The organism is uncultured Campylobacter sp., from assembly GCF_938017775.1.
Classification (GTDB): Bacteria; Campylobacterota; Campylobacteria; order Campylobacterales; family Campylobacteraceae; genus Campylobacter_B.
The window spans coordinates 12,752-36,984 of the sequence record NZ_CALIIU010000012.1 but is presented as its reverse complement, the minus strand read 5'-3'; the positions used below and the strand labels follow the sequence as shown (position 1 = coordinate 36,984).

Genomic DNA, 24,233 nt, shown 5'->3' with positions numbered 1-24,233 from the left:
ATTTAGCCTTCTTAAGCGGCAAAGGTCGCTTTAAAGTCATTTAATGCTTTGATCAAATTATCTTCCAAATCCTTCTCGATGGTCTTTTTACTTCTGATCTCTTCGAAAATTTCAGGATATTTCGCCTCGATATACGGATAGAGCTCAGCTTCGAATTTGCCGATCGAGCTCGTAGGCACGTCGTCTAAAAATCCGCGGCTTCCCGCAAAGATGATGACCACTTGATTTTCGACCGGAAGTGGCGAATAAGGAGGTTGCTTTAAAATTTCGACCATTCTTTGTCCGCGATCCAGCTGCTTACGGCTACTCTCGTCCAAATCGCTCGCAAACTGCGCAAACGCCTGAAGCTCACGGTATTGAGCGAGATCTAGGCGCAAGGTTCCCGAGACCTTTTTGATCGCTTTAATCTGCGCAGAACCGCCGACGCGGCTAACCGAAAGACCTACGTTGATCGCAGGGCGAATTCCTGAGTTAAATAGACCAGATTCTAGGAAAATTTGACCGTCAGTGATAGAGATAACGTTTGTAGGGATATATGCCGAAACGTCGCCTGCCTGCGTCTCGATGATAGGAAGCGCCGTTAGGCTGCCTGCGCCGAGTGCGTCGCTTAGCTTACTAGCACGCTCAAGCAAACGGGAGTGTAAATAAAATACATCGCCAGGATACGCCTCACGTCCAGGTGGACGGCGTAAAATAAGTGACATCTCGCGATACGCAACCGCATGCTTGCTCAAATCATCGTAGATGATAAGTGCGTGGCGGGAGTTATCTCTGAAATACTCACCCATGGTGCAGCCCGAATACGGAGCCAAATACTGAAGCGCGGCTGCCTCGCTAGCACCGGCTGCAACTACGATCGTATAATCCATCGCGCCGTATTCTTCAAGCTTTTTAACGACTTGTGCGACGGTGGATTGTTTCTGACCGATTGCTACATATATGCAGATGACATCCTGGCCCTTTTGATTGATGATAGTATCAACAGCAACAGTGGTTTTTCCTGTTTGGCGGTCGCCGATGATGAGCTCGCGCTGTCCGCGACCGATCGGCACTAGCGCGTCAATCGCCTTAAGGCCGGTCTGAAGCGGCTCGTGAACGGATTTACGAGCCATGATACCTTTGGCCTTTTCTTCGACAAATCTAGTATCGCTGGTCTCTATCGCGCCTTTGCCATCGATCGGCTCGCCTAGGGCATTTACTACGCGACCTATTAGAGCATCACCTACCGGAACGCGCAAAAGCTTACCCAGTCTTTTAACGCTACTACCTTCGTTAATACCGCTAGTATCGCCTAAAATAACGATGCCGACACTGCTCTCCTCTAAATTTAACGCGATACCACGAGCTCCGTTTTCGAATTCGACCATCTCGTTAGCCATTACGTTTTTTAAGCCGTAAACATTAGCAACACCGTCTGCGACCGAAACGACCTTGCCGGTTTCTTCGATATCAACGCTAAGATCGAAATTTTCGATTCGCTCTTTGATTATGCTGCTGATTTCGTCTGCCTTAATTTTCGCACCCACGCTTTACTCCTTTAAATTGCTTTTAAAATATATTCGCTCATTTTTTGTTTCAATTTATCAACTGAAAAACTAATCTCAAATCCAAGATCCTCGACTTCGATCTTAATGCCCTCAAGCTCGCTTTTAACAGGTTGTAGAGTAATATCTGCATTAAATTTCTTTGAAATTTTAGCCTCTAGCTCTTTTATTTTCGCGGCGTCTATTTCGGTAGCGGAATAAATTTTACCTAAGTATTTATTATCCAGCGCCGCAATATTCTTGCGCAGTTCCTCGACTATCTGTGGAATTAGCGCAATACGCCTATTCTTAGCTAAAAGTTTAATAAAATTTACTATTTTTTCACTTGGATTTTTTATAAACGACGCGATAAGTTCCACTTTGGATTCCTCTTTTAGCGTCGGAGATTTTACGATATCTTGGAATTTTGGAATTCTAAATGCACTCGCGACGCTCTCGAGCGTCTGCAAAACAGAGCCTAGTTCATCTTTTTTATAGCTCAGTATTAGGGCGTTTACATATCTTTTTGAGGTGTTATTTATCATCATCCGACCTTTTTCTCTACGATTTTAACCAGTTTGTCTTGACCGAATTTGATGTCATCCGATGCAAAAACGTCATCCAGTATCTCGCTTACGACCTCTTTTTTGATCTTGCGCGCCTCAAAGCTCTTCTGCTCGTCGAAAGATTTTTGCAAATTCGCAATCTCTTGTTCGGTCGCATTTTTTATCTTTTCGGCGGCGAACACGATCTCTTTTTTAGCAGTTTCGATTAAAGCTGCGCCTTGAACCTTAGCATCTTGCAGATCTTTTTTAGCTTGTTCCTTGCGAGCTGCAGACTCTTTTAAAATTTTTTGATTAGCCTCAAGTCTAGATGCGATGCCGTTGATTCTACCTTGATATGCTGCTTTTGCAGGACCTTTTAACAGATAAAACAAAATTCCGAAAAACAAAATGAAATTTATGCTTCGCCACAGCACGTCGTAGTCCTTGACTCCATCGTGCCCGCCGTTTGCTAAAACAAACGCCGGAATTATAAATAAAAATAGATATTTTTTCATACTGAAATCCTCATACTTTAGCCACGGCAGTGCTTAGAGCATTTTTAAATTCCGGAATTTTGGCTTGCAAATCATTTTTTAGATTGCGTTTTTGCTCATCCAAACCGCCTAAGAATTGATCAAAATCCTCCTCCATTGCGGCTTTTTTCTCGGCTATTTCTCTAGCGGCAGCCTGCTTCGCGCTATCCATCGCCTCTTGCTTTATTTTAACAGCTTGCAACTTCGCAGCATCCATGATCCTTACGATCTCTGCTTTATCGGCATCTGCATCTTGTGCGTTTTTCATCGCATTTGCCTCATCTTCTTTAATAATAGCTTCTCGCTTTTCCATATGCAAAAGTAGCGGTCTATAAAGCTTGGTATTTAAGAAGTAAATCAAAGCTAAAAATACGACGATGGTCGTTATCATGGCGGTCAAACTTACGTCTAGCATCGCACCTCCTCCAGGTTAGTTTTAAACAAAATGCGTATTTTACAATATGAAAAATTAAAATACACTATAAAAAATCATCCGATTTTCTTTAAAAACTCGGAAATTTGTAAAATTTCGCTAAATTCGATCGAAATTTTACGCTCTTTGATGCTTATTTTACCAAATTGATCAAGCTTAGCCTTTAGCTTTAAAAGCTCAGGCTTGAAGCTTTGAAATTCCACGCCAGGCTTTTTCTCTTTTGGAACGGTTTTATCTTTGAGCTTTTTTACTAAATTTTCGGTATCTCTTACGCTTAGGCGCTGTCCTAAAATCGTATTTAGAGCTAAAATTTGATCCTCTTTTTCGAGTCCAACCATTATCTTGGCGTGCCCTTGCGAAATTTTATCTGCGCTTATGGCGTCTTGCACCTCGGAGCATAAATTTAAAAGTCTTAGCGTGTTGGTAATCTGCGTGCGGGACTTTTTGATGATGTCGGCTAACTCCTCTTGTGTGATCCTGTATTCGCCGATAAGCTCCTTATAGGACTTAGCAAGCTCGATAGGATTTAGATCCTCGCGCTGGATATTTTCGATGAGGGCAAGCTCTCTTAAATTTTGAGATTTTATGTCCGCGACTACGGCTTTGATTTTACTCTCGCCCAAAAGCTTCGTCGCTCTTAGACGTCGCTCGCCGGCGATAAGGACGTAAGAATCATCTTTTTGAATAACGATGATAGGCTGAATAAGCCCGTGGCGGGCGATGCTTTCGCTCAGCTGCCTAAGTGCCTCCTCATCGAAGCTCTGCCGCGGTTGATATGGATTTGGCTCGACTTTATCGACATCGATTTCGATAACTAAGCTATCGGCATTTCCGCTTTCTAGTTCCCTGTTATAGGAGCTTTCTACGTCGTCTAAAATCGCACCGAGCCCGCGACCGAGTGCTCTTTTTACCTTGCCCATTTTTGCTCCATTATGGATTTAGCGAGGTCTTGATAAGCGATGGAGCCAGCAGATTTTATATCGTATAAAACCACCGGCTTGCCAAAACTTGGGCTTTCGGCTAGCTTAATATTGCGCGGGATGATGACTAGATCATCACTCTTGCCGATACGAAAGAGCTTATCATCAAAATACTCGCGTAAATTCGCGACCGTTTCTTTGGCTAGATTGTTTTGCAAACTATACATCGTAGGCAAAAATCCGCGAATTTTTAAATTTTTATTGAGCGTTTGCTTGACGACTTTTACGGTATTTAGGATCAACGCGACGCCTTCAAGCGCGTAGAATTCGCACTGAATCGGGATAATTACGCTATCGCTTGCGACCAAGGCATTTACCGTGATGCTACCGAGCGTCGGCGGCGAATCGATGATGATGAAATCGTATCTGTCCTTAACCTCGGAAATTTTATTTTTTAGCATTAGTTTGAAGTCTTTCTCTTCGCTTACTTCGCGCTCGATGCCTACAAGTCCGATGTTTGACGGCACCAGATCCATAAACTCAAGTTCGGTCTTTTGGATCACTTCGGACATGCTTTTACGCCCCGTTAGGACGTGATAAATGTTAAATTCAAAGTCGCTGCGGTTAAAGCCAAGCCCGGTCGTAGCGTTCGCCTGAGGATCTACGTCGATCAGTAGGACCCGCTTTTTCTTTATCGCTAGCGACGCAGCGAGATTAACCGCTGTGGTCGTCTTTCCGACGCCGCCTTTTTGATTGGCAATCGTAATTACTTCACTCATCTTAAAGCATAAACCCTTTCTTCGTTTATTATGATCGATCCGTCTTCGCAAAGTTTAGCCTGCGCAAGCGAAATTTTTTCACCGCCTAGATGAACGCTAAATTTTTGCGATTTTTGGAATTGTAACGAAAAATTTCTAAAAATTTGCTTCCACGAGATTTTATTTTCATATAGCGCAAAAAAGCCCTCTATAGCGTCTTTTGCGCTGATTTTTATATCTAAAATTCCCGCATATTCGGGCGCGCCGAGTAGGTTTATGCCGATGCCGCAGACAAGGGTATTTTTGATCTTATTCGTCATCGTCCCACCGATTTTGCGCTCATCCACATAAAAATCGTTGGGCCATTTAAGCCAAAGCTGCGAACCGAGCGATGCGAGAAATTCCTGCATGATCATCGCAAAATATATGCTCGCCGACTGAGGCGGCACATCTGCAGGCAGATCGCTCTGCGCGACACAGAACGAAAATGCGAGATTGCCGCTCGCGCCCTCCCAATCATTGCCGCGCGAGCCGATACCGGCGCTTTGGCGATTTGCGGCGATCGCAAAAGGCGGCGCTATCCTGCCTTCGCGCACGGCGTTCACCAAAAACTCCTGCGTGGAAGGCATTTGCTCTACAAATTCTACTTGCAAAACCCGCTCCTTGCGTAAGACGAAGGGCTCGCCTTACGATATTGCAAGCGTTTAAATTCCGCGCTGCGATAGAATTTTGAGACAAGATAAAATTTAGCATGATTAAATTTTACGAAGTAGCGGAATTTTATGCGATGAAATTTTACGCTCTTGCTAAATTTTTCGGCAACGCGGATTTTCCCAGCAGCATTTCGATAAAATTTTAAAGCTTTATCTTGCAAAAATTCTGCGGCACGATCATAGAATTTTAAACTGTGCGTGTTCGGTATAGCGCTGTAAAGTCCGCAACTGCGGCGGCAAAATTTCAAGCTCCTGTGAGCGTAAAATTTTAGAGCATAGAAGCGAGGTTTTAAAATTTTATAAAGCCTTGATTTTGGAGCTTCGCTTCGAAATTCCGCGCGGTAAAATTTTACTTTACGATTGCAGCGATACCCAAGGCATAATTTCGCCGCGATCCCAAAAGCGCGGCGTAAATAAAATCCCCACATAGCATCAAAAGCGTGGCATGAAACGCGAGCCTTCAAAACCCCGCCTAGCATAACAGATCGCCGATCTTTAGCCGCTTGCCGTTTAGATACGCGCTAGCGTCCACGGGCCTTTTGCCTGACTCTTGCACTTTTATGATCTTGACCGCACCCTCGCCGCAAGAAACGCAAAAGCCGAGCTTATCGACGCTTAAAATTTCGCCTTCGCGTTCAAATTTGCGCTCGCAAGATTCGCGCAAGATTTCTAAATCCAAAATTTTTAGTCCACTAGCTAGATAAATCCCCGGCCAGGGCGTCAGCGCGCGAAATTTATTATAAATTTGCTCTGCGCTTTCCTCAAAGCCAAAAAGCCCGTCTGATTTGCTTATTTTTTTGCAGTGCGTAGCCTGCGCGTCATCTTGCTTAAGCGACGTCAAATTTGCAAAATTTCGCAACACTCGCACGATCAGCTCGCCCGCTAGATCACCCAGCTCGTCAAACAGCTGCGCCGCCGTTTTATCCTCGCAAGGCGTGTAGGCAAAATCAAGCATATCGCCCGTGTCGAGCCCCGCGTCCATCAGCATCGCCGTCACTCCGGTCTGCTTTTCGCCAGCTAGTAGCGCGCTTTGGATCGGACTTGCGCCGCGGTATTTAGGCAGGATCGAAGCGTGCAAATTTATACAAGGCGCAATATCAAGGACGGCTTGCGGCAAAATTTTACCGTATGCGGCAACCACGATAAAATCAGGCTTTAGCTCTTTTATCTGTGCCGCGACCACCTCGTCTTTGAGTGTCGCGGGCTGAAAGATCGGCACGGCGGGCAAATGCCGCTGTGCATAAACTTTAACCTCGCTAGGAGTTAAAATTTGCTTTCTGCCGACAGGCTTATCAGGCTGCGTAAAGACGGCCGCGATCTCAAATTTCGCCTCCGCAAGCGCGCGTAAAATTTTAGCCGCATACTCGGGCGTTCCCATAAAAACTATATTCATTCTTTTCCTTTAAATTTAGCCACATCACGGCGCGAGCGATCATGCAGGCGCTAATCATGCTCGAAATAAATTTTACGCAGACTGCGAGGCAAACCCGGCTTCACACTCGTGCGCCTTATTTGACGGCGGATTGATTTTCATCTCCGCCTTGATCCTTCCAAGGCCAAAAGGCGCACGGATCTTCGGACCAATAAATCTTTGCAGAGGGTTTCGCTCCCAGCTCATCTAAGCTAATCTTACCGTCACGGTCGGTTAGCGTCAGGTCTCTTAAATTCCGAGCCTGAGCGCAGATCCGTAGCCATTATCAGCCCAGACGGCACCTCGCTCACCGTCCAATCCTGCAAGCTCAGCGCGCCACCACGATCCTTGTCGTTAAAGTCCATAAAATAAGGCACCGGATCGGAAGGCTCGCAACCGTATGCGCCGAAGCATAAAAATGCTAGAATAAAAATTTTATTCATTTCGCCTTCTTAAATTTTATCTTTTTGCGACGTTTGCGAGCGGTAAACATAAAATTTAACCGCGTATGCAGGCGCGCTTAAGGCCTGCGTTCGTCAAAACCCTCTGCGGCGCGGCTTTAGCACAACCTACAGCTCCTTTTTAAGCAACTCAAGCAGGTTAAATTTTAGCTCGTTTATATTTTGTCCCGTCGCCGAGGAAATCGGCATCACAAAAAACGGCTTGGCGGCGTCAAACTCATAAATATCTTGCTTAAATTTCATCTCGCCCGCCGTGCCCGCGAGCTCCAAATGCGACAAAAACGCGTCAAATTTTTCCTGCAAATTTTCGGCCGCGTCCGCGCGAGTTAGAGCGATCGCGTAGTCTCTTTTTGCAAGCTCTCCTGAAAATTTCGCTGTCTCGGCCCTCAGCGCGTCAAACTGCTCCTCGAGGCTGCGGTAGTTCGCAAGATCGAGCATAAAAAGCAAAATTTTCGTGCGTTCGACGTGTTTTAAAAACTGCACGCCAAGCCCGCGCCCTTCGCTAGCGCCTTCTATGATACCCGGGATGTCGGCCATGACAAAGCCGCTGTATTCGTCAACCTCAACGAGGCCGAGCTTTGGCGTGAGCGTGGTAAACTCGTAGTTTGCGATCTGGGGTTTGGCGTTTGAAACGGTCGAGATTAGCGTGCTTTTGCCCACGTTTGGAAAGCCCACAAGCCCCACGTCGGCGATGAGTTTTAGCTCCAAGCGCACCTCGCGCGTCTGCCCCTCTAGGCCTTTTTGCGCGTATTCAGGGGCTTGGTTGATCGAGCTTTTAAAGTGCACATTGCCAAGCCCGCCCTTGCCACCTTTTAAAAACAGCCTCGTCTCGCCGTCATTTAGCATATCAAGCACCAGCTCGCCGCTATCCTCGTCGTAAACGCTGGTGCCCGGAGGCACGATGAGATAGAGATCCTCGCCGCTTTTGCCGGTCTTTTTGCGACCCTCGCCGGGCGCGCCGTTTTGCGCTTTAAACTCACGTTTGCCCTTGTAAGATGAGAGGGTGTGGGAGTTTTTATCTACTTTGAAATACACGTCACCGCCGTCACCGCCGTCACCGCCGTCGGGGCCGCCTGAGATGACGAATTTTTCGCGGCGGAAGCTGACGCAACCTGCGCCTCCATTGCCAGATTTAACGCTAAATTTTACGCTGTCTATGAACATAGCTATCCTTAAATTTAAAACGGCAATTATAGCCAAATGAGTTGAAGATAATTTTTAAACGGATGAAATTTTAAAAGAGGGGCTTGCGCCCCCGAAGATTTAGCGATATTTACGCGGCCGGATAAACCGATACTTTTTTGCGATTTTTATCTTTTCGCTCAAATTTTACGACGCCGTCGATCAGCGCGAAAATCGTGTGATCGCTACCCATGCCTACGTTGCAGCCCGGGTGCGTCGCGGTGCCGCGCTGGCGGATGATGATGTTGCCCGCGCGCACAAACTCGCCACCGAATTTTTTAACACCCAAGCGGCGTCCGATACTATCTCTATTATTTTGGGTTGAACCTTGACCTTTTTTGTGTGCCATTTCCTATCCTTTTATGCGTTAATCGAAACGACTTTGACGCGGGTATATTGGCGTCTGAAGCCGCGTTTTACTTTTGAATCTTTGCGTCTGCGTTTTTTGAAGATAACGACTTTTTTATCCTTGCCTTCGCAAACGACCTCCAAAATCACCTTGGCACCCTTTACGAACGGTGCTCCTACCTTTAACTCGCCGTCGTTTAGCGCTAAAACTTCGCTAAGCTCGAGCTTTGCTTTCGGCTCAGCATTAAAATGGTCTAAATTTAGGTAGTTGCCCTCTTCGACCTTATACTGCTTGCCGCCGTGTTTGATGATAGCATACATCAAAAATCCTTTAAAATTTGGTAGCCAAAAAGGCATTTGCCGTGCAAAATTTAAAAGCCCGTTTGGTATGAAACTTTGAATATTATCCGAAATTTTATAAATTCCTACTGAAACGCCTCGCAAAATTCCTACGAAATTTCAAATTTCAAGGGCTCGGATTTATTTTAAACTAAAGATAAATGTGCTACTATCGCAACGAAATTTTTGAAGGAGAATTTTATGAGAAATTTAATAGCTGCGCTCGTAGCAGCGGTATTTTTTATCGGTTGTTCCAACTGGAATATATCCAACGAACCAAGCGGAGTACGCAATCAAACAAAATCCCAAAGCAGCAAAACAAATATCGGCGGCGTAAATGATAAAGTCCAAGAGGTCTCCACCGCAGGCACCACCGATATGGTCGAAACGACCTTGCCCGATAGCACAGGCATGACTAATGCGCCGAAAGATCGCAGCGATGCATTTCATATCAATCAAGTAATTTCTGCATGGAATAAACAGCCAGACTCCATCAAGACAACCGAAGACAATGGCAATATCTACACCTGGAAAAACTATAAGCCGGGCTGCGACGTATCACTTACCAGCGACTCGGAAGGCTACGTATCAAAATCCGCTATCAAATCAGCACTCTCTCAGTGCCTATAACCAATTTATCCGCGATGCCGAAATTTTAAAATTTCGTAAAATTTCGGCTTACGAGCGGGTCTGCTTCGTCAAATTTAATCTTAGAGTTATATGGTTCGCTCTTAAAAATTTACTATACGTATTGTATAATCGAGGACTTTTAATCACTGGAGTAAAATATGAAGAAAATTTTATTTGTAGGTGCGCTTTTAGCGGCATTAGGTAGCTATGCGGCGGCGAGCGAACATGTCAAGGTCTATCACGGCGAGAGTTGCGGCTGTTGTCACAACTGGGCAAAATACATGGAGCAAAACGGATTTGAAGTCGAGATGATTTCGCTGGCTGACGAGCCGCTTATCCAGAAGAAGAATGAGCTTGGGCTTCCGCTAGAGCTCGCTAGCTGCCACACCGCGATCATAGACGGATATGTAGTCGAAGGGCATATGCCAATAGGCGAAATCCACACGTTACTAAAAAATAAGCCTAAAGACGTTATCGGCATAGCAGTACCTGGCATGCCGCTAGAAGCGCCAGGTATGGAGCAAGGCTCACAGCCCGAGGTCTATGATGTGGTAGCGTTTAAAAAGGATGGCTCATATCAAAGCATTGCCACTTACAAAGGCAAAGAAAAAATCAAATAATCCGCCGCTTTAAAGCGGCAACTTACTTATTAGCTCGCTAAAATTTTGCCTATTTTATGGCTCGACGTAACTTGCCTCAGCTAGCGAATGCTACCACGATCTGCAAAAATGACGCGCAAATTAATTTCAAATGTTAGCTATGATAAAAGGGATTAAAAATTTAAGTGGATGGGCTAATAGGGGTCGAACCTATATTCACAAATCCAGAGTTTGTTGTCCTGCCATTAGACGATAGCCCATTGCGGAAGCGATATTTTATAGAATTTTGCTTTAAAAAAGCATAAGAGCGGGCGGAATTTTAAAATTTTGCAAAATTTTAGATTAAATTTAAAGCCCTGCTGCGCCGAAACGATAAAATTCAAATGCAAAAGCTAACGCTGCTTTCATAGGCTTCGATAAAAGAATATGGCTGCTCGCCGCGGAGCCAAATTTTAAAATTTGGCTAGTTTATCCTATATTTGCACCTTTGCGAGCTATTTATTCCAGGATGAAATTTTAGCATATAAGCCTGTCTTCAAAACATATATGTTTAGTGCTCACTGGGCGCGGGCGCGGCCTTAAATGATATAAATCGCACCGAAAATCCGCAGCAAACATAATTGCGACAAAACCCGAATACGGCGCCTAAATAAGCACCAAATAGGCTTGTGATAGGATCGCACAAAAAAAGTCCTACCAAATACTTGCCTCAAGCGGAACATAGAATTTATCGCGATTAAGTTGGGTTTAACTAAAATCAAAGCCAGAATTTGAGTGCGAAGCTTACATTAAATTTTTTGCAAAATCCATTCGCAGACTCAAAAGATATTGCGAAATTACATAAAATTTGACTGCGGTGAAATTTTCTCATACATTGTGTTGATACAAACCGAAAATGAATAAAACACAATTACTCGAGGTAGCAAAATTTTCCCATACGTCGTTAATACCGAATATTGACAAATCAGATCAAGTACTATGGACAAAGTGAAATATTCCCATACATTGTTAGTTCGGCACAGGCTATTGCTAGACCAGAGTAGAAATATGCGAAATTTAACTCCGCCTATCGTTTGAACACTTAGAAAGCGTCTTGCTCTCCAGCTAAATAGCGCGGACATTTATATCGCGTGCTGTTTAAAAAGCGAATTAATTGGAATTTTAAATCTCGAGCGCGAATTCGCTTAAATATTTGTAAAAATAGCGCATTGAAGCTAGAAAAAATTCGCTTTATTGCACCTAAAATTTTGATGAAATTTCGCGTATCAGCTCAACCGCCTCTTTTGCGTCCGCGCATACGAACTCGAAATGCGCCCGTAGCTCCGAGGCACTGCCGTAACCGCAGCTTACGCCCACGCTTCGCACCGCTGCCGACTTTGCCGAAATGACGTCAAGCAACGTATCGCCGATCATAAAGATATTTTGGCTAACAGAAGACAGGATTTCGTCACTGCAAATTTTGTCATAGCAAGGAGTGGAATTTAGCTCATGCGCATCATAAATTTTACTGCCGCGCGCTCCGCCTTTATCGCTCTCGCTCTCGATGCCGATACCGCTCTTTTGGCTCTTATCGCCAGCCTCATGTCTATCGCTCTTTACTTCGCTTAAATTTTTAAACGAAATTCTATCAGAATTTTGACTCGCGATGCTGCTTAAATTTTGCTCGTAAACTTTGCTAGGATCAGGATCAAGCGCAAGAATACTCGGTAGATCGGATGGCGGAATTTCACTCAAAATTGCGCTCCTGCTAGCAGCGCTTGTATTTTCATCATCAGTCGCGTCGTGAGTTTTACCGCGAGCCGCATGCGGGCTTTGGCTAGCGGTCGCGCCGCAAATTCCTAAATTTTCGAGCGCCTTTAAGATCGGTTCGGCGCTTGGTTTGGGATTTTTCACATCCTCTCGTCCGACGATGGTCCCGAAAAATTCCGCGATACCCAGATGCTGCAATAAAATTTTAGAAAATTTCGACGTTTTAGTGGTTACGACGCCTAAATTTGCAAACTCGCTCGCCGCACGAACCGCTTCGAACGCACCGCTTAGCAGAACGGTCTGATCCAAAAAAGTCTGCGCGTATCGTTGCTTATAAGCGAGCACGAAATTCTGCACATCGCGCATCACACCTAGACGCTCAAACATTACCTCTAACGGATGCCCGATAAGCTTTTTAATCGCTTCGTCGCTAGGCTCTGCAGCGCCCAAATGCGCAAACGCGTAGTGAAAGCCGTCCAGTATCGCGGGCGTGGAGTCTATGAGTGTACCATCGAGATCAAAAAGCAGAGTGGTTTGGAATTTTGGCATTTTAAAATTTAGTTTGGATATAAAAAAAGCGGAGCCAAAGCCCCGCTTATGTGGATCTAGAAAAGATTATTTTCTAAATTTAGCATCAACGCGTCTATTTTGAGCGCGGCCTGCTTTAGTAGCGTTTGTAGCGATAGGCTTAGTCTCGCCGTATCCTACAGTGGTGATTCTGCTAGCATCTACGCCGAAGCTCTTAAGCGCACCTCCAACTGCAGCAGCTCTGCGCTCGGAAAGCTTTTGATTATATGCATTCGAACCGGTGCTATCGGTGTGACCCTCTAGAATTACTTTGTAATCAGGGTGAGCTACTAGCACGTCGCTTACGTTTTTGATCTGGTTCATAAACTCAGGAGAAATTTTTGAGCTATCTGTAGCGAAATTTACGGCCAAATTTAATCTAATAACTTTCTCGCAGCCATATTCATCAACAACTACGTCAGCAGGTGTGCCTGGGCATCTATCGACATTATCGCATACGCCGTCGTTATCTGCGTCTTTGCAACCTGCAGGAGCCGGAGCAACTGGAGCTGCATCAGCATATCTCTTGCCAAAATCAACTGCAAAGCCTAGAGTATAGAACAATACGTGGTTGCCGTCGTCAAATCTGATAGCATCGCGTGCTTCAAGTTTTGTAGCAAAATTGTCGGTAATATAGTATTTTAGACCCAAGCCGTATTGACCGAAGCCGCTATCTTGATCGCCATCGTTGTAAACGTCTTTAGTGTAATCCATATATCCAAGACCTAGCAAGCCGTATAGTTTGAAATTATCGGTGAAATTTACCAAGTCTTTTACAGCATTGATGTGATAATATTTAGCGTCAGGCTTATCGTTGCCTACTCTGTGAGCTAAATCCTCTACGCCAATATTGCGAGAGTAATCAAAACCAACCTCTACTTGATCGATAAACGAATCTTGTAGATTTTTGGCAAGACGTAGACCGAACATAAAATTCGAATCCAAATCCATATTGCCCTCATGAGTCATTCCACCAATAGTAGGGGTGATCTCCCAGTGATAATCAGCATCGCTAGCGAACAATGCGCTGGATGCACACAAGCTTAATGCAAGTAGAACTTTCTTCATTAAACATCCTTTCAAATAAAGTTGTAATTCGATATTACCATAAAATTTTTAAAGAATTTACAAATTTGCGACAATTTCGCCATAAATTTGTAAAAAACATTATCTCTTAGAGAACTGCGGGCTTCTGCGCGCTTTGCGGCGACCGAATTTCTTTCGCTCAACCACGCGGCTATCGCGAGTTAACAGACCTTTTGGCTTAAGAGCCGCTCTAAAATCTTTATCCATCGCGGCAAGCGCCTTTGAAATTCCGTGCTTTAGCGCATCCGCTTGAGCCGAATATCCGCCGCCCAAAGTCTGCGCGGTGATATCCATCGAGGTCTCTTGTTTAGTCGCTAAAAGCGGCTGAACGACCCTTAGTTTGATCGCTTCGTGACCGCCTAGCCAGGTGTTTAGATCCATACCGTTTACTACGATCTTGCCGCTTCCAGGTTTTACCCAAACCTTAGCTACGGCAGTTTTTCTCTTTCCGGTTGCATAAATTGTCGCCATGATTATTTTCCTTTTTTAGTTGTTTGCGCAGTATGAGGATGCTCACCGCCTTCATATACGAATAGCTTTTTGATCATCGCCTTGCCAAGCTTCGTCTTAGGAAGCATGCCGCGAACCGCAAGTCTGTAGAGCTTTGCGGGATTGTTTTTAAGCAGGTCTTGAAATTTTACGCTCTTTACGCTTCCGAAATAGCCCGAGTAGCTGTGATAAAGTTTGTCGTCGCCCTTGTTATTGCCGGTAAATACGGCTTTTGAAGCGTTGATGATAACGACGTAGTCTCCGCAATCTACATTTGGAGTATAGCTTGGTTTGTGTTTGCCGCGTAGCAATACCGCAACTTCGGTAAGCATTCTACCGAATCTTTTGTCGGTCGCGTCGATAACGACCCAGTCGCGCTTAACTTCGCTAGGCTTTGTAATTTCTGTCATGGTTTCCGCCTTATTAAAATTTGAGCTGTGATTATATAGAAATATCCTTACGTATAGCTTAATTTAAGCTGTCTTTAATCTATCTGCGCTCAAATTCCATCTAAGCTTTAAAATTTTATTCCTCCTCATTCACTTCGATCAGCCTAGCGCCCGCAGCTTCGAGAACCAGCACGAAGGCACGCACTCGCGCATGCGGATAAAACTCGCGGATCACGCTTTTATACCGCGCCACTTGAGCCTTATTTTGCGCGAGGTATTTTTCGGAGCTTTTGTAATCAAAAAGCAAAATTTCATCCTGCCTAAAGCACGCTAGATCGACGCGTAAAAGCTCACCCTCCGCGCTTTTGATCGGCATCTCTTTATAAGCTTGAGCGCCTCTTATCAGAGCTAAAAATTCCTCGTTTTTGCTTAGACCAAGCGCCCGCGCCGCGATATTTTCAAAATCCGCATCATTTAAAAATTTAGCGTAGCGACCTCTTGTCAGGCTTACTCCTCGTAAAATTTCATCCGCCGCAAATCCTTCGCTCATCTCCAGAGTATAGTGCAGCGCCTCTCCGAAATATATCGCGCTTAGCGCCTCCGTTTCGCCGCTGGCTGCTTTTTCTTGCACGCTTTGAGGCTCGCCCGCTACTAGCGCGATCTTTTTGCGCGGCGGCTGCTCTTCTGATTTTACGGAGCTTGGGATTAAGTAGCCGTATTGAAAATCCGGGATATTCAGCCACTCCACGACGCCCGCGCCCTTGGTCTTTTTAGCGTAAGGTGAAAAAAAGCTATAATTGTATTGATCTATTTTTTCCTCGGAGCGTTTTACGATGATGAGCGAGCGTTCGGCGCGGGTAAATGCCACATAGAGCTTATTTATATCCTCTTCATGCGCAGAGCGATCGTTTTCATCCATTAATGCTGCAAATTCCGCATCCAGGCTCTTTCTGCTCGCAAATTTATAAAAAATTCTCCACTTATGCGTGGCAAAATCATAGTCCGTCGCGAGCTTTGAGCTCTCACCCCGGTCTTTTCCCCCGATGCGGTCGCAAACGATTACGTGCGGAAACTGAAGCCCCTTGGACTTATGCACGGTCATAATTTTAATGCCGCTTTGTTCCTTGGCAAATACCTCCGTTTCGTCGTTTGCAAACAGATACTCGCTAAAACTATTAAATTTTGCCAGCGTCTCAAAAAATAGCAGCAGATCCGGATCGACAAAATTTAATTTCAGCGCACTAGCGATAAATTCCGCCGTTTTTTGCGCATTTTTATGCAGATCGACCGCTATCTTTTTAAGCTGCCTACCCAAAATCGCTTCGGCGTTTCGCAGATAAATTTCATCGCCACCTACGCAGAATTTCGCGTATTGAATTACAGCATTTACCTGCTCGCTGCAACGCAGAGCCTTATTTGAGCCACTGCAAACCTCGCAAAATTCCGATAGCATTTCTTTTAGCGCGCTTACATGCTCGTTTTTCCAGCACAAAATCGCAATATCATCAGCTTTCACGCCGCACTCCTCAACAAGCCTGCGCGCTTGCTCCGCAGCCCCCTTTAGCACGTCGTCGTATGAAAATGCCGCTACGTAGCCGTAATCGTCGCTTTGCACCTCAAATAGCGACATTTGCGGATGGGAAAGCGGATAGTCCTTGATTTTTTGCAGCACCGAAGCGGGCAGATCGCTATCTAGCTTATTTGCCGCGATTTGATCTTCATAAGACGCAAATTTATCACGCAAGATCTCATTTACAAATTTTACGATAAGTTTTAAACTGCGATAATTGCGCGGCAGACTCTGCGTTTTGATTTGACTAAACTGCTCGCGCAAAATATCAAAAATTTTTCTCTCTGCGCCGCGAAATTTATAGATGCTCTGTTTTTTATCGCCTACGTAAAAAAAGCTACCGCAGCGCTCTTCCGCTCCTTTGCCAGCAAGCGCCTCAGAGATTAGCGGCAGCATGATTTCATACTGGCAAATGTCGGTATCTTGGAATTCGTCTATTAAAATATGCGTGATTTTAGAATCGAGCCTGAAATACAAAAGCTCGCGATTGCCCTGCAACGCCTCTGCGCTAGGATTTAGCAGCGAGTGCACGGCCGCGGTGACATCGCCGAACGTAAGCTTGCCACTTTTGCGCTGCACCGATTTAAGCGCTTCGGCATAAATTTTAATTAGTCCTGCCAGCTTAACCGCATATGTCGCATCCATCCACGCTATTTCGCGAGCTACGGCGTCTTTTAGCCTTGCTAGCTCGCCGTCAAGATGCGAAATTTTTTTAAGCTGTGAGCGCGGATAATCGAAACTGCCGTTGGCAAGAGCCGAAAGAATGAAACCAGAGGATAATTTTGACAGATCACTAACAGGGCTTAGCCCATTTACGGCTCCAGCGCTTACGCACGCATCTCTTGCCGCTTTTTGCAAGCAGGATAAAATTTCATTTATCTCTGCTAGCGCCGAGCTTGCAGGAAACGTGGGCGGATTTATGCTTATATCGCCTCTCCAAATGCTTTGCAAGCTATTTAAAAACTCGCTCTTTGTCATTCCAGAGTCGCTTACATAATCCACGACCTCTCTTAATAGCGCTTCGTTTTTACAAATCGCGCCTAAAAACGCCGCCTGCTGCACGCCTAGTATGCTTTCGTCGTTTTCAAAGCCTGGATCGATGCCGCTATTTAGCGCAAACGAGCGCAGAGCCTTTGCAAAAAACGCATCGAAGGTAAAGACGTTTAGGCTCTCGCTTAAAAATTCAGGCAGTAGGCGCTGCTGCGCCGCCAAAACCTCATCCACGCTTAGCCCTAAATCAGCGCAAATTTGCTCCAGCTCGGGGCTTGGCACAAGGGCGCCGTCGCGCACGACAAGCAAATTTTGAAATTTCTCCACGATGCGCGTTTTCATCTCAGCAGCCGCTTTTTTGGTGAAGGTAAGCGCTAAAATTTCATTGATCGGCTCGCCTTTTAGCACCAGCTCGATGAACCTCACTGCGAGATTGAAGGTCTTGCCGCTGCCTGCGCTTGCTTCAAGCGCCAGATAATTTTCAAATTTTGCCATCGATCTGCCCCTTGCAAATGATTTTATAATCGCAATATTCACAGCTTTGCACCGCCTCCGTGCGCGTAAAAGCGACCTCGCTTGCAAATTCCTTGCCGATAGAGCTTAGCGTCTCGCGCAGATTTTCTAAGCTAGGCGTTTTGTCGCTAGGAGCTGCAAACGCGCAGTCTTTTAGCGATAGATAGGCGCATTCGCACTCCTGGGCTAAAAGCGCGCGATAAAACGTAAGCTGGAATTTTTCCATATGTTTTTTAGCTGAACCACGTTTGTAATCGATGATGAACTTCCGCCTTGCCTTATCTTCGTCGATACGGTCGATCCGCCCGCTCAGCCGCACTCCGTCAAGCTCGCCTTTTAGCGATACTTCACTACCGCTAAAGCTCCAAATTTGCTCATGCCCTTCCAAAAGCCTAGCTAGCTTTTCTACAGCTTTTAGCTCAAGCTCTGCATCAAAGCGCGCGATGCCCGCTTCTCGCGCAAGCTGCGAATAAATAGAGCGAAATTTTTCCATGCTAAATTTCATCCCCGCTCGCTCATATAAACGCTGAAAACTCGTATGTAAAATTTTGCCTAAAAGCGCGTTGTCCTCACCGAATTTTAGCCCCTCCCTCAGCCCGAAAACGTAGCGGTAATAATACTTTCTCTTGCATTCTAAAAACGTATCCAACCGCGAAAACGACAGCTCCTCGGCAAAAAAATCATGGCGAGCCACGGGATCTTCTTGTCCGCATAAGGCGGGCTTAAATTCCTCTCGCCCAAAAAGCCGCAAATAATCCTCCTGCGAAAATTCCGCGTCTTGTCGCACTTCAAAGCTTTTCAAAAACCGCGAAGGCAGTTTCTCGACGCTTTGCAGATAGCAAATCGCGCTTTTTTTAGCGCCTCTTAGCAAGCCGTCGTAGTAAAATCTTTGTAAATTTTCGCGGTCTGCACGGCTGATGAGCCCTGCTCTAGCGCGCAAAGCGGAGTTTAAAAACATCTCTCCGCTACTGCGCTTTGGCACCAGATCATCGTTAAAATCGGGGATTATCACACCGTCAAATTGTAGCCCACGGCTCTCTAAAAGCCCCATTACCGTGACCTTTCCGCCACGAACATCATCGAGCTTAATGCGCGAAATTTCTAACAAAAAAAGATCGATCAGATTGCCCAAGCTTAGGTTTTCGTCCTTAAATTTTCGAAGCAAAATTTTAATTAGATATAGCGGCTCTTTTAGCTTTTCTTGCAGCAGCGCGTCGCTAATTTTAGGCAAACAGGCGAGCTTGGTAATTAGCGCCTCGAAATGCTCAAAGCTTACTTGCTTTGTAAAATCGCGCGCGAACTCGCCAAAAAGCGCCTCATCCACGCCCACACTCGCAAAAAACAGATCAAGCTCCTGTGGGTTTGGGCGCTGCGGATACTCATCTGCGCCCTCGCGCATTTTAGAGTGCCTAAAGCGATCGCGCTGCTCAGGGCTTTTTGAATACCCATCTTCTTCCTCAAGCTCTATATGCTCCAGTTGCATAGAGTATCGTAGGCTCCCTTGCTGCTTCCTTGAAGGCTCCTGCCGTTTTGCACGAGCCGAATAATCGCGCTGCTGCACATGCTCCAAGGGCTCTTGCAACTCTGCAAACTCTGCCGAAAAGCTTTGCTCTTCCGTGCTATTCGCGCGTTCCGCCGAAATTTCGTGCAGAATTTCAAAATTTTCCGTATTTTCAAGCTCTCGCGCAGATATAAAATTTAAATCCGCTTTAGAATTTGAAAAAATTTCGAAATCAAACGCGGAATTTTGCTGTACTAAATTTTGCGAAATAGAATTCTCTGAAGCGAAATTACCTAGCGCTAAATTTTGCTGTACCGCGGAATCCTTTGTATCCAAAAATCCTCCGTCCGGACTTTTGAATGCGTGGTAATCTACGCCAAATTTTGGCTTGCGCGCTTCTTTTAAGCACTGCGAAATTTTCTCTAGCGTTACGTAAAATAGGCTATCTTTAAGCTTCTCTCCCATCGCAAAATTTAGCATGCGGTGCGAGCCGCGAGCCCTTGCGATGCGCTCGTCGTAAAGCCGCAGCGTATCGGCAAAGTTCTCGTCGGGCAGGATCACCGCGATGCGCTCCGGCGCGATGTCCGCGCGCACGAAGGATGAAATTTTTTCAAAAACATAGCTCGCCTGCAAGCTTCGCAACTCAAAGCCTCTACACACAACCGCTCCGCCCACGCTTAGCGGCTCTCGGCTTAAAATTTCACCCGTACCAAGATTTACGCGGTATGCAAAACCTAACTCTAGACTTATGCCGCAAAGCTCCTCCACCGCGCGCACGGGCTTGGAATTTAAAGTCGTGGCTCTAAAGCTCAGTACGACCTCGCTCAGCTCCGCAGCGCGCTTAAAAACCTCGAACTCAAATGCGCTGGGATTGCCGTCGATGTTGATTTCTATCCGCTCAAATCCGCGCAGATAGGATTCGTTTAGTTCATAAAGCGCGGGCAGCGTGATCTCGTCGTAAAATCCATGCTCACGCAAAATCCTTGCATACGCCCCCGCTAGCTCTCGCAGAATTTCAAAATGCTCGGCATACCACGCATATGTGTCGCTAAGATCGAGCGCATCGATACTCACGCGCTCCGTCGCAAGCTCCTTGAAAAAGCCGAAAAGATACTCGCGGTTACGCATAAACTCATAAAGCTCGCTAGGGAATTTAAGCCTCTCGCCTGCGCGCTTGCTCTCGTTTACCGCCTGCTTCATAAAAAGCGCGCGATCTATCTCGCCACAAGCGACAAGATCCGGCACAAAAAGCGCCTTTTCGTAGAATTCCGCCAAAGTAATTCTTGGCGCGAGCGCGCCGCCGCTCTCGCTTTGTAGTGCCGCGCGTAGCGCACGCGAGCTGGTGTAGACAAAGAGATTTTTAGAGGGCAAATTTTTCAAAACAAATCCTTTAGAGCGATTCGCAGAACGCGGAATTTTGCGATATTTTAGCAAGAAATTTTTAGTTTGGGCTTTTAAGCAAAGAAGTTTTTAAAAAGCTTGAGAGGCTAAATTTTATCAAGTCAAATTTAGTAAGTTGGACGAGCGTAAAATTTTAATCTGTGGCGCTTTGAGCGCGGAATTCTGCCTCGCTCCGCATTAATCGCGGCATATTTCGACGCAAAATTTTACAAGTGAATTCCGTAAATTACAAAGCGGCAAAAACGCGATCAAATTTAAGCTGGCTCAGGCTCGATCTTGTATCCCAGGCTTGGGACATTTTTTATGATTTCGCCACCCACTTTATCGCGGATACGCTTGACGAAGGTGCGAAGCGCCGTATCACTCACGGCTCCTTCGGTCCAGACGTAACGCTTGATCTCCTCGTAAAGCACCAGCTCGCCCACGCGACTGGCTAGCAGCGAGACAAAAGAAAGCTCCTTTTTAGTAAGCACAATCTGCTCGCCATCCTTCAGCAAAATACGACGAAGCCCGTCAAATACGTAGCCTGCGCCCATATTTACGACTCGCACAGAGTCCAGCTTAGACTTCATCAGCGCGCTTATCTCTAGCACAAATGCGGCGATATCTACCGGTTTAAAGTAATACCGCTCGACACCAATCTCCATAACGCCTTTTAGTTGCTCCTCCCTACTGAAGCCGCTAAGCACCACGATAGGGGCATGCGGAAAGATCTGCTTAATCTGACGTATCATCGCTAGCCCATCCTCGATCGGCATTAGAATGTCGGTAATGACGAGATTAGGACTAAATTTTTTGAATTTTTTTACACCTTCAAGCCCGTTTTGGGCATTGTAAACGTTGTTAAAAATACCCTCAAACGCCTTATGCAGCGAGGCTAGTAATTTAGTATCATCCTCGACTAGCAAGACGTCCAGCTCTTTTAAAGCGCAGCTCATAGCAGACCCCTCAAGGCGAAATTTCAAACGAAATTCTTTCAAATTTTCTCTTTTATTGAGCTTAAAATAATGTTAAGTTAAAAATTTAATTTCATAAAGTAACACAACTCTTATTTTAGGTGCAAATATGGGCGGGATTAAAAAAGAAGCATGGATAAAAACCGCGGCCTAGGAATGGGGCAAAATTTAAAATGACGCGAGCTAAATCTTATCGGTGCGAAAAAGATTTAAGAGCGGCTGAAAGTAAAATTCCAAAGCAAACGCAGCTAAAATTTCACTACGCGGCGGAGCGGAATTTTATTTTAGGCAAATGGCTTTTAGAGGGAAATGAAACGGCGCTGATAAGGTTTTAAGAGCAGGTATAGTTTATCAAAAAACTAGGCATAGCTGGCAAAACCGCATCAATAAGGCTTTAACGAGCGGGCAACGTTAGATAAAATTTTACGGGCGACAGGGCAGCTTACTAGCGCAACTTTTGACGGCAACAAAACGGTTCGTCAAATTTAAAGAACTTGAAGCCATGCTAAATGTGCCGCAGGATCTGCTTTGAAAGGGCTAAGCGTGCCAAGCCTGATCTTTAAAGTGCGTAAAATTTAGCCGCAAGCACTCTTATAAGCTAAGCGGATGTAAAAATCACACGAATGAAAAGCATGCGGCGCGCAACCAGTTTAAATTTAAAATCGCAACTAGCACAGATCGCTTCATCCAAAAACCGCTTAATTCAAAATCGCCGCGGCAATCCTAAGTCCGCAAAAGTGCGCTTTGCGTACCTCTCCAGCCTGCAATTATCCAGGCTGAGACGAGTCTTAAATTCACGACGCAAAGACTGCGTTAGAATTTAAAGCCTTCCGCAAATTTAAAATTTTACCGCGGGGCCGCGGTAAAATTTAGTGCAGGCAAAATTTCAAAAATCATAAAATTTCAAGAAATTCTTTGAAGATATATTTGCTCTCAGTAGGCCCCGCGCTGGCTTCCGGGTGGTGCTGCACCGAAAACACGGGATACTCCCTGTAGCGCACCCCCTCGATCGTGCCGTCGAAAAGATTTCGGTGCGTGATCTCGCAGATCTGCGCGATCGTCTCGGGGACGTTGTAGTTATGGTTTTGCGCGGTGATCTCGATTGATTTAGTGCGCAGGTTTTGCACGGGGTGGTTTGCGCCGTGCTGGCCGAATTTCAGCTTGTAGGTCTCATATCCCATCGCGTTGCTTAGCAGCTGATGACCCAGGCAAATTCCAAAAATCGGCACGCGCGCCTGGATCATCTTTTTGATCTGCGCGATCTCCTCTTTAAGCATGCGAGGTTCGCCCGGGCCGTTTGATAAAAACACGCCGTCGATCTGCCCCTCTTTAAATTTTGCAATCAGCGCCTCCGCTTTAACGTCGTGCGGAAAAACCTCGACGCCCAGCCCCAGATCGCAAAGCTCGTTGAGAATGTTTCGCTTGACGCCGTAATCGATCACGGCTATCTTTTTGCCGCAGCTTGCGGGCTGAGCGTAGCTTCCGCGCTCGGCATTCCAGCGCCCGGAGGTGTGCTTATACGGCGCCTTCGTGCTTACGATGCTTACGTAGTTGATCTCCTCTATGCGCGCAGACTCGCTAAGCGCCTTTTTAAGAGCCGCCTTATCGCTGATCTCGGTAGAGACGAAGGCGCGCAGGCTGCCCTGATCGCGCAGCATCTTGGTTAAAAATCTAGTGTCGATGTCGTAAACGCCGAATTTTCCGTTTTGCAGAAAATAATCCTCCAAGCTCATCTGCGAGCGAAAATTTGAAGGCTCGTTGTTAAAATTTCTTACGAAAATTCCGCTTGCGTGGATTTTGGAGCTTTCTTTGTCGTTTTCGTTGATACCTACGATACCGATTTCAGGCATAGTGAAAATAATAAACTGCCCCGCGTAGCTCGGATCGGAGATGATCTCTTCGTAGCCGGTGGCGGAGGTGTTAAACACGAGCTCGCCGAATGCGCTACCGCCCTTGCCGAACGCCTTGGCTTGCAGATAGATGCCGTTTTCTATGTAGATATACGCGTTCATTACAGCATGCCCCGTTTTCTTAGCTCCTCTTCGTAGAGCTTTTCGAACACAAGCTCGTATTCTTCGGTACCCGGGATCAATTTTTGCTTGTAGCCATCGATCTTTTCATAGACCGCATCCTCAATCTTTTGATAATTTTTAAGATATTCGTCGATCGCGTTATAAATTATCGTCTTTAGCCTGTTTTCGGAAACTTTGTAATCGATCAAATTTTTCTTCCAAACGGTTTCTAAAATTTTATGCGATATGGTGCCGTAGCGATCCTCAAAATTTAGCTCGAAATTCTCGTCGTTTGCGATGTGGCGTTTGATGAGCCAAAACATATCTTTTTTATTCACGCTCATCTCATCTAGCTCGCTTATGCGCTCATCTATCAGCTCGTTTGCGCGCTCGTCTATCGCTCTTTCTTTTTGCAGATCGCCCCTTATGATCTCGTCCGCTTCCTTTGCGACGGGCTCTATGCCTGCATTAAGCGTAACGCAGCCCGAGTTTAACAGATCCAGCGCTATTTTATGCGCGATATATGGCACGTGTGGTAGTCGTATTCGCATGATCGTTCCTTTAAATTCAGTTCTATGAGCGGTCTCACCGCCCGCAACGGGTGAAATTTTAAAA

At 45.8% G+C, this 24,233-nt stretch carries 23 protein-coding genes and 1 tRNA gene; 2 read left to right on the top strand and 22 right to left on the bottom strand.

Features of this window, described 5'->3' with window-relative positions; all coding sequences use genetic code 11:
• Positions 1-11: 11 nt before the first annotated feature.
• From atpA to rplU, 12 genes are all read right to left on the bottom strand, one after another.
• The gene (atpA, locus tag Q0537_RS02135) at positions 12-1,526 is read right to left on the bottom strand and encodes a F0F1 ATP synthase subunit alpha (protein WP_299224716.1); all 1,515 of its coding nucleotides are present in this window, start codon (positions 1,524-1,526) and stop codon (positions 12-14) included.
• An 11-nt stretch (positions 1,527-1,537) separates the two neighbouring features.
• On the bottom strand, positions 1,538-2,068 hold the full coding sequence (locus tag Q0537_RS02130) for a F0F1 ATP synthase subunit delta (RefSeq protein ID WP_299224714.1): 531 nt from the start codon (positions 2,066-2,068) through the stop codon (positions 1,538-1,540).
• Positions 2,068-2,583 (bottom strand): F0F1 ATP synthase subunit B, encoded by a 516-nt coding sequence (locus Q0537_RS02125; protein ID WP_297915141.1) that lies wholly within the window; start codon positions 2,581-2,583, stop codon positions 2,068-2,070. The genes Q0537_RS02130 and Q0537_RS02125 overlap by 1 nt, the downstream gene beginning before the upstream one ends.
• 10 nt (positions 2,584-2,593) lie before the next feature.
• Positions 2,594-3,016, bottom strand: a complete 423-nt coding sequence (locus Q0537_RS02120) for a F0F1 ATP synthase subunit B' (protein WP_298082138.1) — start codon at positions 3,014-3,016, stop codon at positions 2,594-2,596.
• 74 nt (positions 3,017-3,090) lie between these two features.
• Entirely contained in the window at positions 3,091-3,954 is an 864-nt protein-coding gene (locus Q0537_RS02115) for a ParB/RepB/Spo0J family partition protein (protein ID WP_299224711.1), read from the bottom strand.
• Complete coding sequence (locus Q0537_RS02110) at positions 3,942-4,733, bottom strand: AAA family ATPase (RefSeq protein ID WP_177389424.1); 792 nt, start codon at positions 4,731-4,733, stop codon at positions 3,942-3,944. Before Q0537_RS02110 ends, Q0537_RS02115 begins: the two co-directional genes overlap by 13 nt.
• Positions 4,730-5,365 carry a biotin--[acetyl-CoA-carboxylase] ligase gene (locus Q0537_RS02105; RefSeq protein ID WP_298050852.1) on the bottom strand — a complete coding sequence of 212 codons (636 nt, stop codon included), beginning with the start codon at positions 5,363-5,365 and terminating at the stop codon, positions 4,730-4,732. Before Q0537_RS02105 ends, Q0537_RS02110 begins: the two co-directional genes overlap by 4 nt.
• 532 nt (positions 5,366-5,897) lie before the next feature.
• Complete coding sequence (fmt, locus tag Q0537_RS02100; RefSeq protein WP_298050855.1) at positions 5,898-6,818, bottom strand: methionyl-tRNA formyltransferase; 921 nt, start codon at positions 6,816-6,818, stop codon at positions 5,898-5,900.
• Positions 6,819-7,060: 242 nt separating this feature from the next.
• Complete coding sequence (locus Q0537_RS02095) at positions 7,061-7,279, bottom strand: hypothetical protein (protein ID WP_299224708.1); 219 nt, start codon at positions 7,277-7,279, stop codon at positions 7,061-7,063.
• Between the two features lie 126 nt (positions 7,280-7,405).
• Positions 7,406-8,461 (bottom strand): GTPase ObgE, encoded by a 1,056-nt coding sequence (gene obgE, locus Q0537_RS02090; protein WP_299224706.1) that lies wholly within the window; start codon positions 8,459-8,461, stop codon positions 7,406-7,408.
• Between the two features lie 109 nt (positions 8,462-8,570).
• The gene (gene rpmA, locus Q0537_RS02085) at positions 8,571-8,828 is read right to left on the bottom strand and encodes a 50S ribosomal protein L27 (RefSeq protein WP_291938329.1); all 258 of its coding nucleotides are present in this window, start codon (positions 8,826-8,828) and stop codon (positions 8,571-8,573) included.
• An 11-nt stretch (positions 8,829-8,839) separates the two neighbouring features.
• Entirely contained in the window at positions 8,840-9,148 is a 309-nt protein-coding gene (rplU, locus tag Q0537_RS02080) for a 50S ribosomal protein L21 (protein ID WP_299224704.1), read from the bottom strand.
• 219 nt (positions 9,149-9,367) lie between these two features.
• Between rplU and Q0537_RS02075 the strand changes: the two genes are divergently transcribed.
• On the top strand, positions 9,368-9,796 hold the full coding sequence (locus tag Q0537_RS02075; protein ID WP_040303372.1) for a hypothetical protein: 429 nt from the start codon (positions 9,368-9,370) through the stop codon (positions 9,794-9,796).
• 158 nt (positions 9,797-9,954) lie between these two features.
• Positions 9,955-10,416 carry a DUF411 domain-containing protein gene (locus Q0537_RS02070; RefSeq protein ID WP_299086314.1) on the top strand — a complete coding sequence of 154 codons (462 nt, stop codon included), beginning with the start codon at positions 9,955-9,957 and terminating at the stop codon, positions 10,414-10,416.
• Positions 10,417-10,581: 165 nt separating this feature from the next.
• Here the strand turns inward: Q0537_RS02070 and Q0537_RS02065 are convergent.
• The 10 genes from Q0537_RS02065 to Q0537_RS02020 all read right to left on the bottom strand — a co-directional run bounded on the left by Q0537_RS02065 (position 10,582) and on the right by Q0537_RS02020 (position 24,169).
• A tRNA-Gln gene (locus Q0537_RS02065) sits at positions 10,582-10,655 on the bottom strand.
• Between the two features lie 979 nt (positions 10,656-11,634).
• Positions 11,635-12,693 (bottom strand): HAD family hydrolase, encoded by a 1,059-nt coding sequence (locus Q0537_RS02060; protein ID WP_299224702.1) that lies wholly within the window; start codon positions 12,691-12,693, stop codon positions 11,635-11,637.
• Positions 12,694-12,759: 66 nt separating this feature from the next.
• Positions 12,760-13,779, bottom strand: coding sequence for an OmpA family protein (locus tag Q0537_RS02055; protein ID WP_299224700.1), 1,020 nt, complete (start codon positions 13,777-13,779; stop codon positions 12,760-12,762).
• Positions 13,780-13,878: 99 nt separating this feature from the next.
• Positions 13,879-14,268 (bottom strand): 30S ribosomal protein S9, encoded by a 390-nt coding sequence (gene rpsI / locus Q0537_RS02050; protein WP_005869670.1) that lies wholly within the window; start codon positions 14,266-14,268, stop codon positions 13,879-13,881.
• Positions 14,269-14,270: 2 nt separating this feature from the next.
• Positions 14,271-14,696, bottom strand: a complete 426-nt coding sequence (gene rplM / locus Q0537_RS02045; protein ID WP_005869672.1) for a 50S ribosomal protein L13 — start codon at positions 14,694-14,696, stop codon at positions 14,271-14,273.
• A gap of 115 nt (positions 14,697-14,811) precedes the next feature.
• Positions 14,812-17,730 (bottom strand): RecB-like helicase, encoded by a 2,919-nt coding sequence (locus Q0537_RS02040; RefSeq protein ID WP_299224698.1) that lies wholly within the window; start codon positions 17,728-17,730, stop codon positions 14,812-14,814.
• Complete coding sequence (locus Q0537_RS02035) at positions 17,717-20,629, bottom strand: PD-(D/E)XK nuclease family protein (RefSeq protein WP_299224696.1); 2,913 nt, start codon at positions 20,627-20,629, stop codon at positions 17,717-17,719. Before Q0537_RS02035 ends, Q0537_RS02040 begins: the two co-directional genes overlap by 14 nt.
• Positions 20,630-20,904: 275 nt before the next feature.
• Positions 20,905-21,630: a response regulator transcription factor gene (locus tag Q0537_RS02030; RefSeq protein WP_299224694.1), complete on the bottom strand. Its 726-nt coding sequence runs from the start codon at positions 21,628-21,630 to the stop codon at positions 20,905-20,907.
• An 869-nt stretch (positions 21,631-22,499) separates the two neighbouring features.
• Positions 22,500-23,618 (bottom strand): glutamine-hydrolyzing carbamoyl-phosphate synthase small subunit, encoded by a 1,119-nt coding sequence (gene carA, locus Q0537_RS02025; protein WP_299224692.1) that lies wholly within the window; start codon positions 23,616-23,618, stop codon positions 22,500-22,502.
• Positions 23,618-24,169 carry a DUF507 family protein gene (locus Q0537_RS02020; protein WP_299224690.1) on the bottom strand — a complete coding sequence of 184 codons (552 nt, stop codon included), beginning with the start codon at positions 24,167-24,169 and terminating at the stop codon, positions 23,618-23,620. The genes carA and Q0537_RS02020 overlap by 1 nt, the downstream gene beginning before the upstream one ends.
• Between the last annotated feature and the right edge of the window lie 64 nt (positions 24,170-24,233).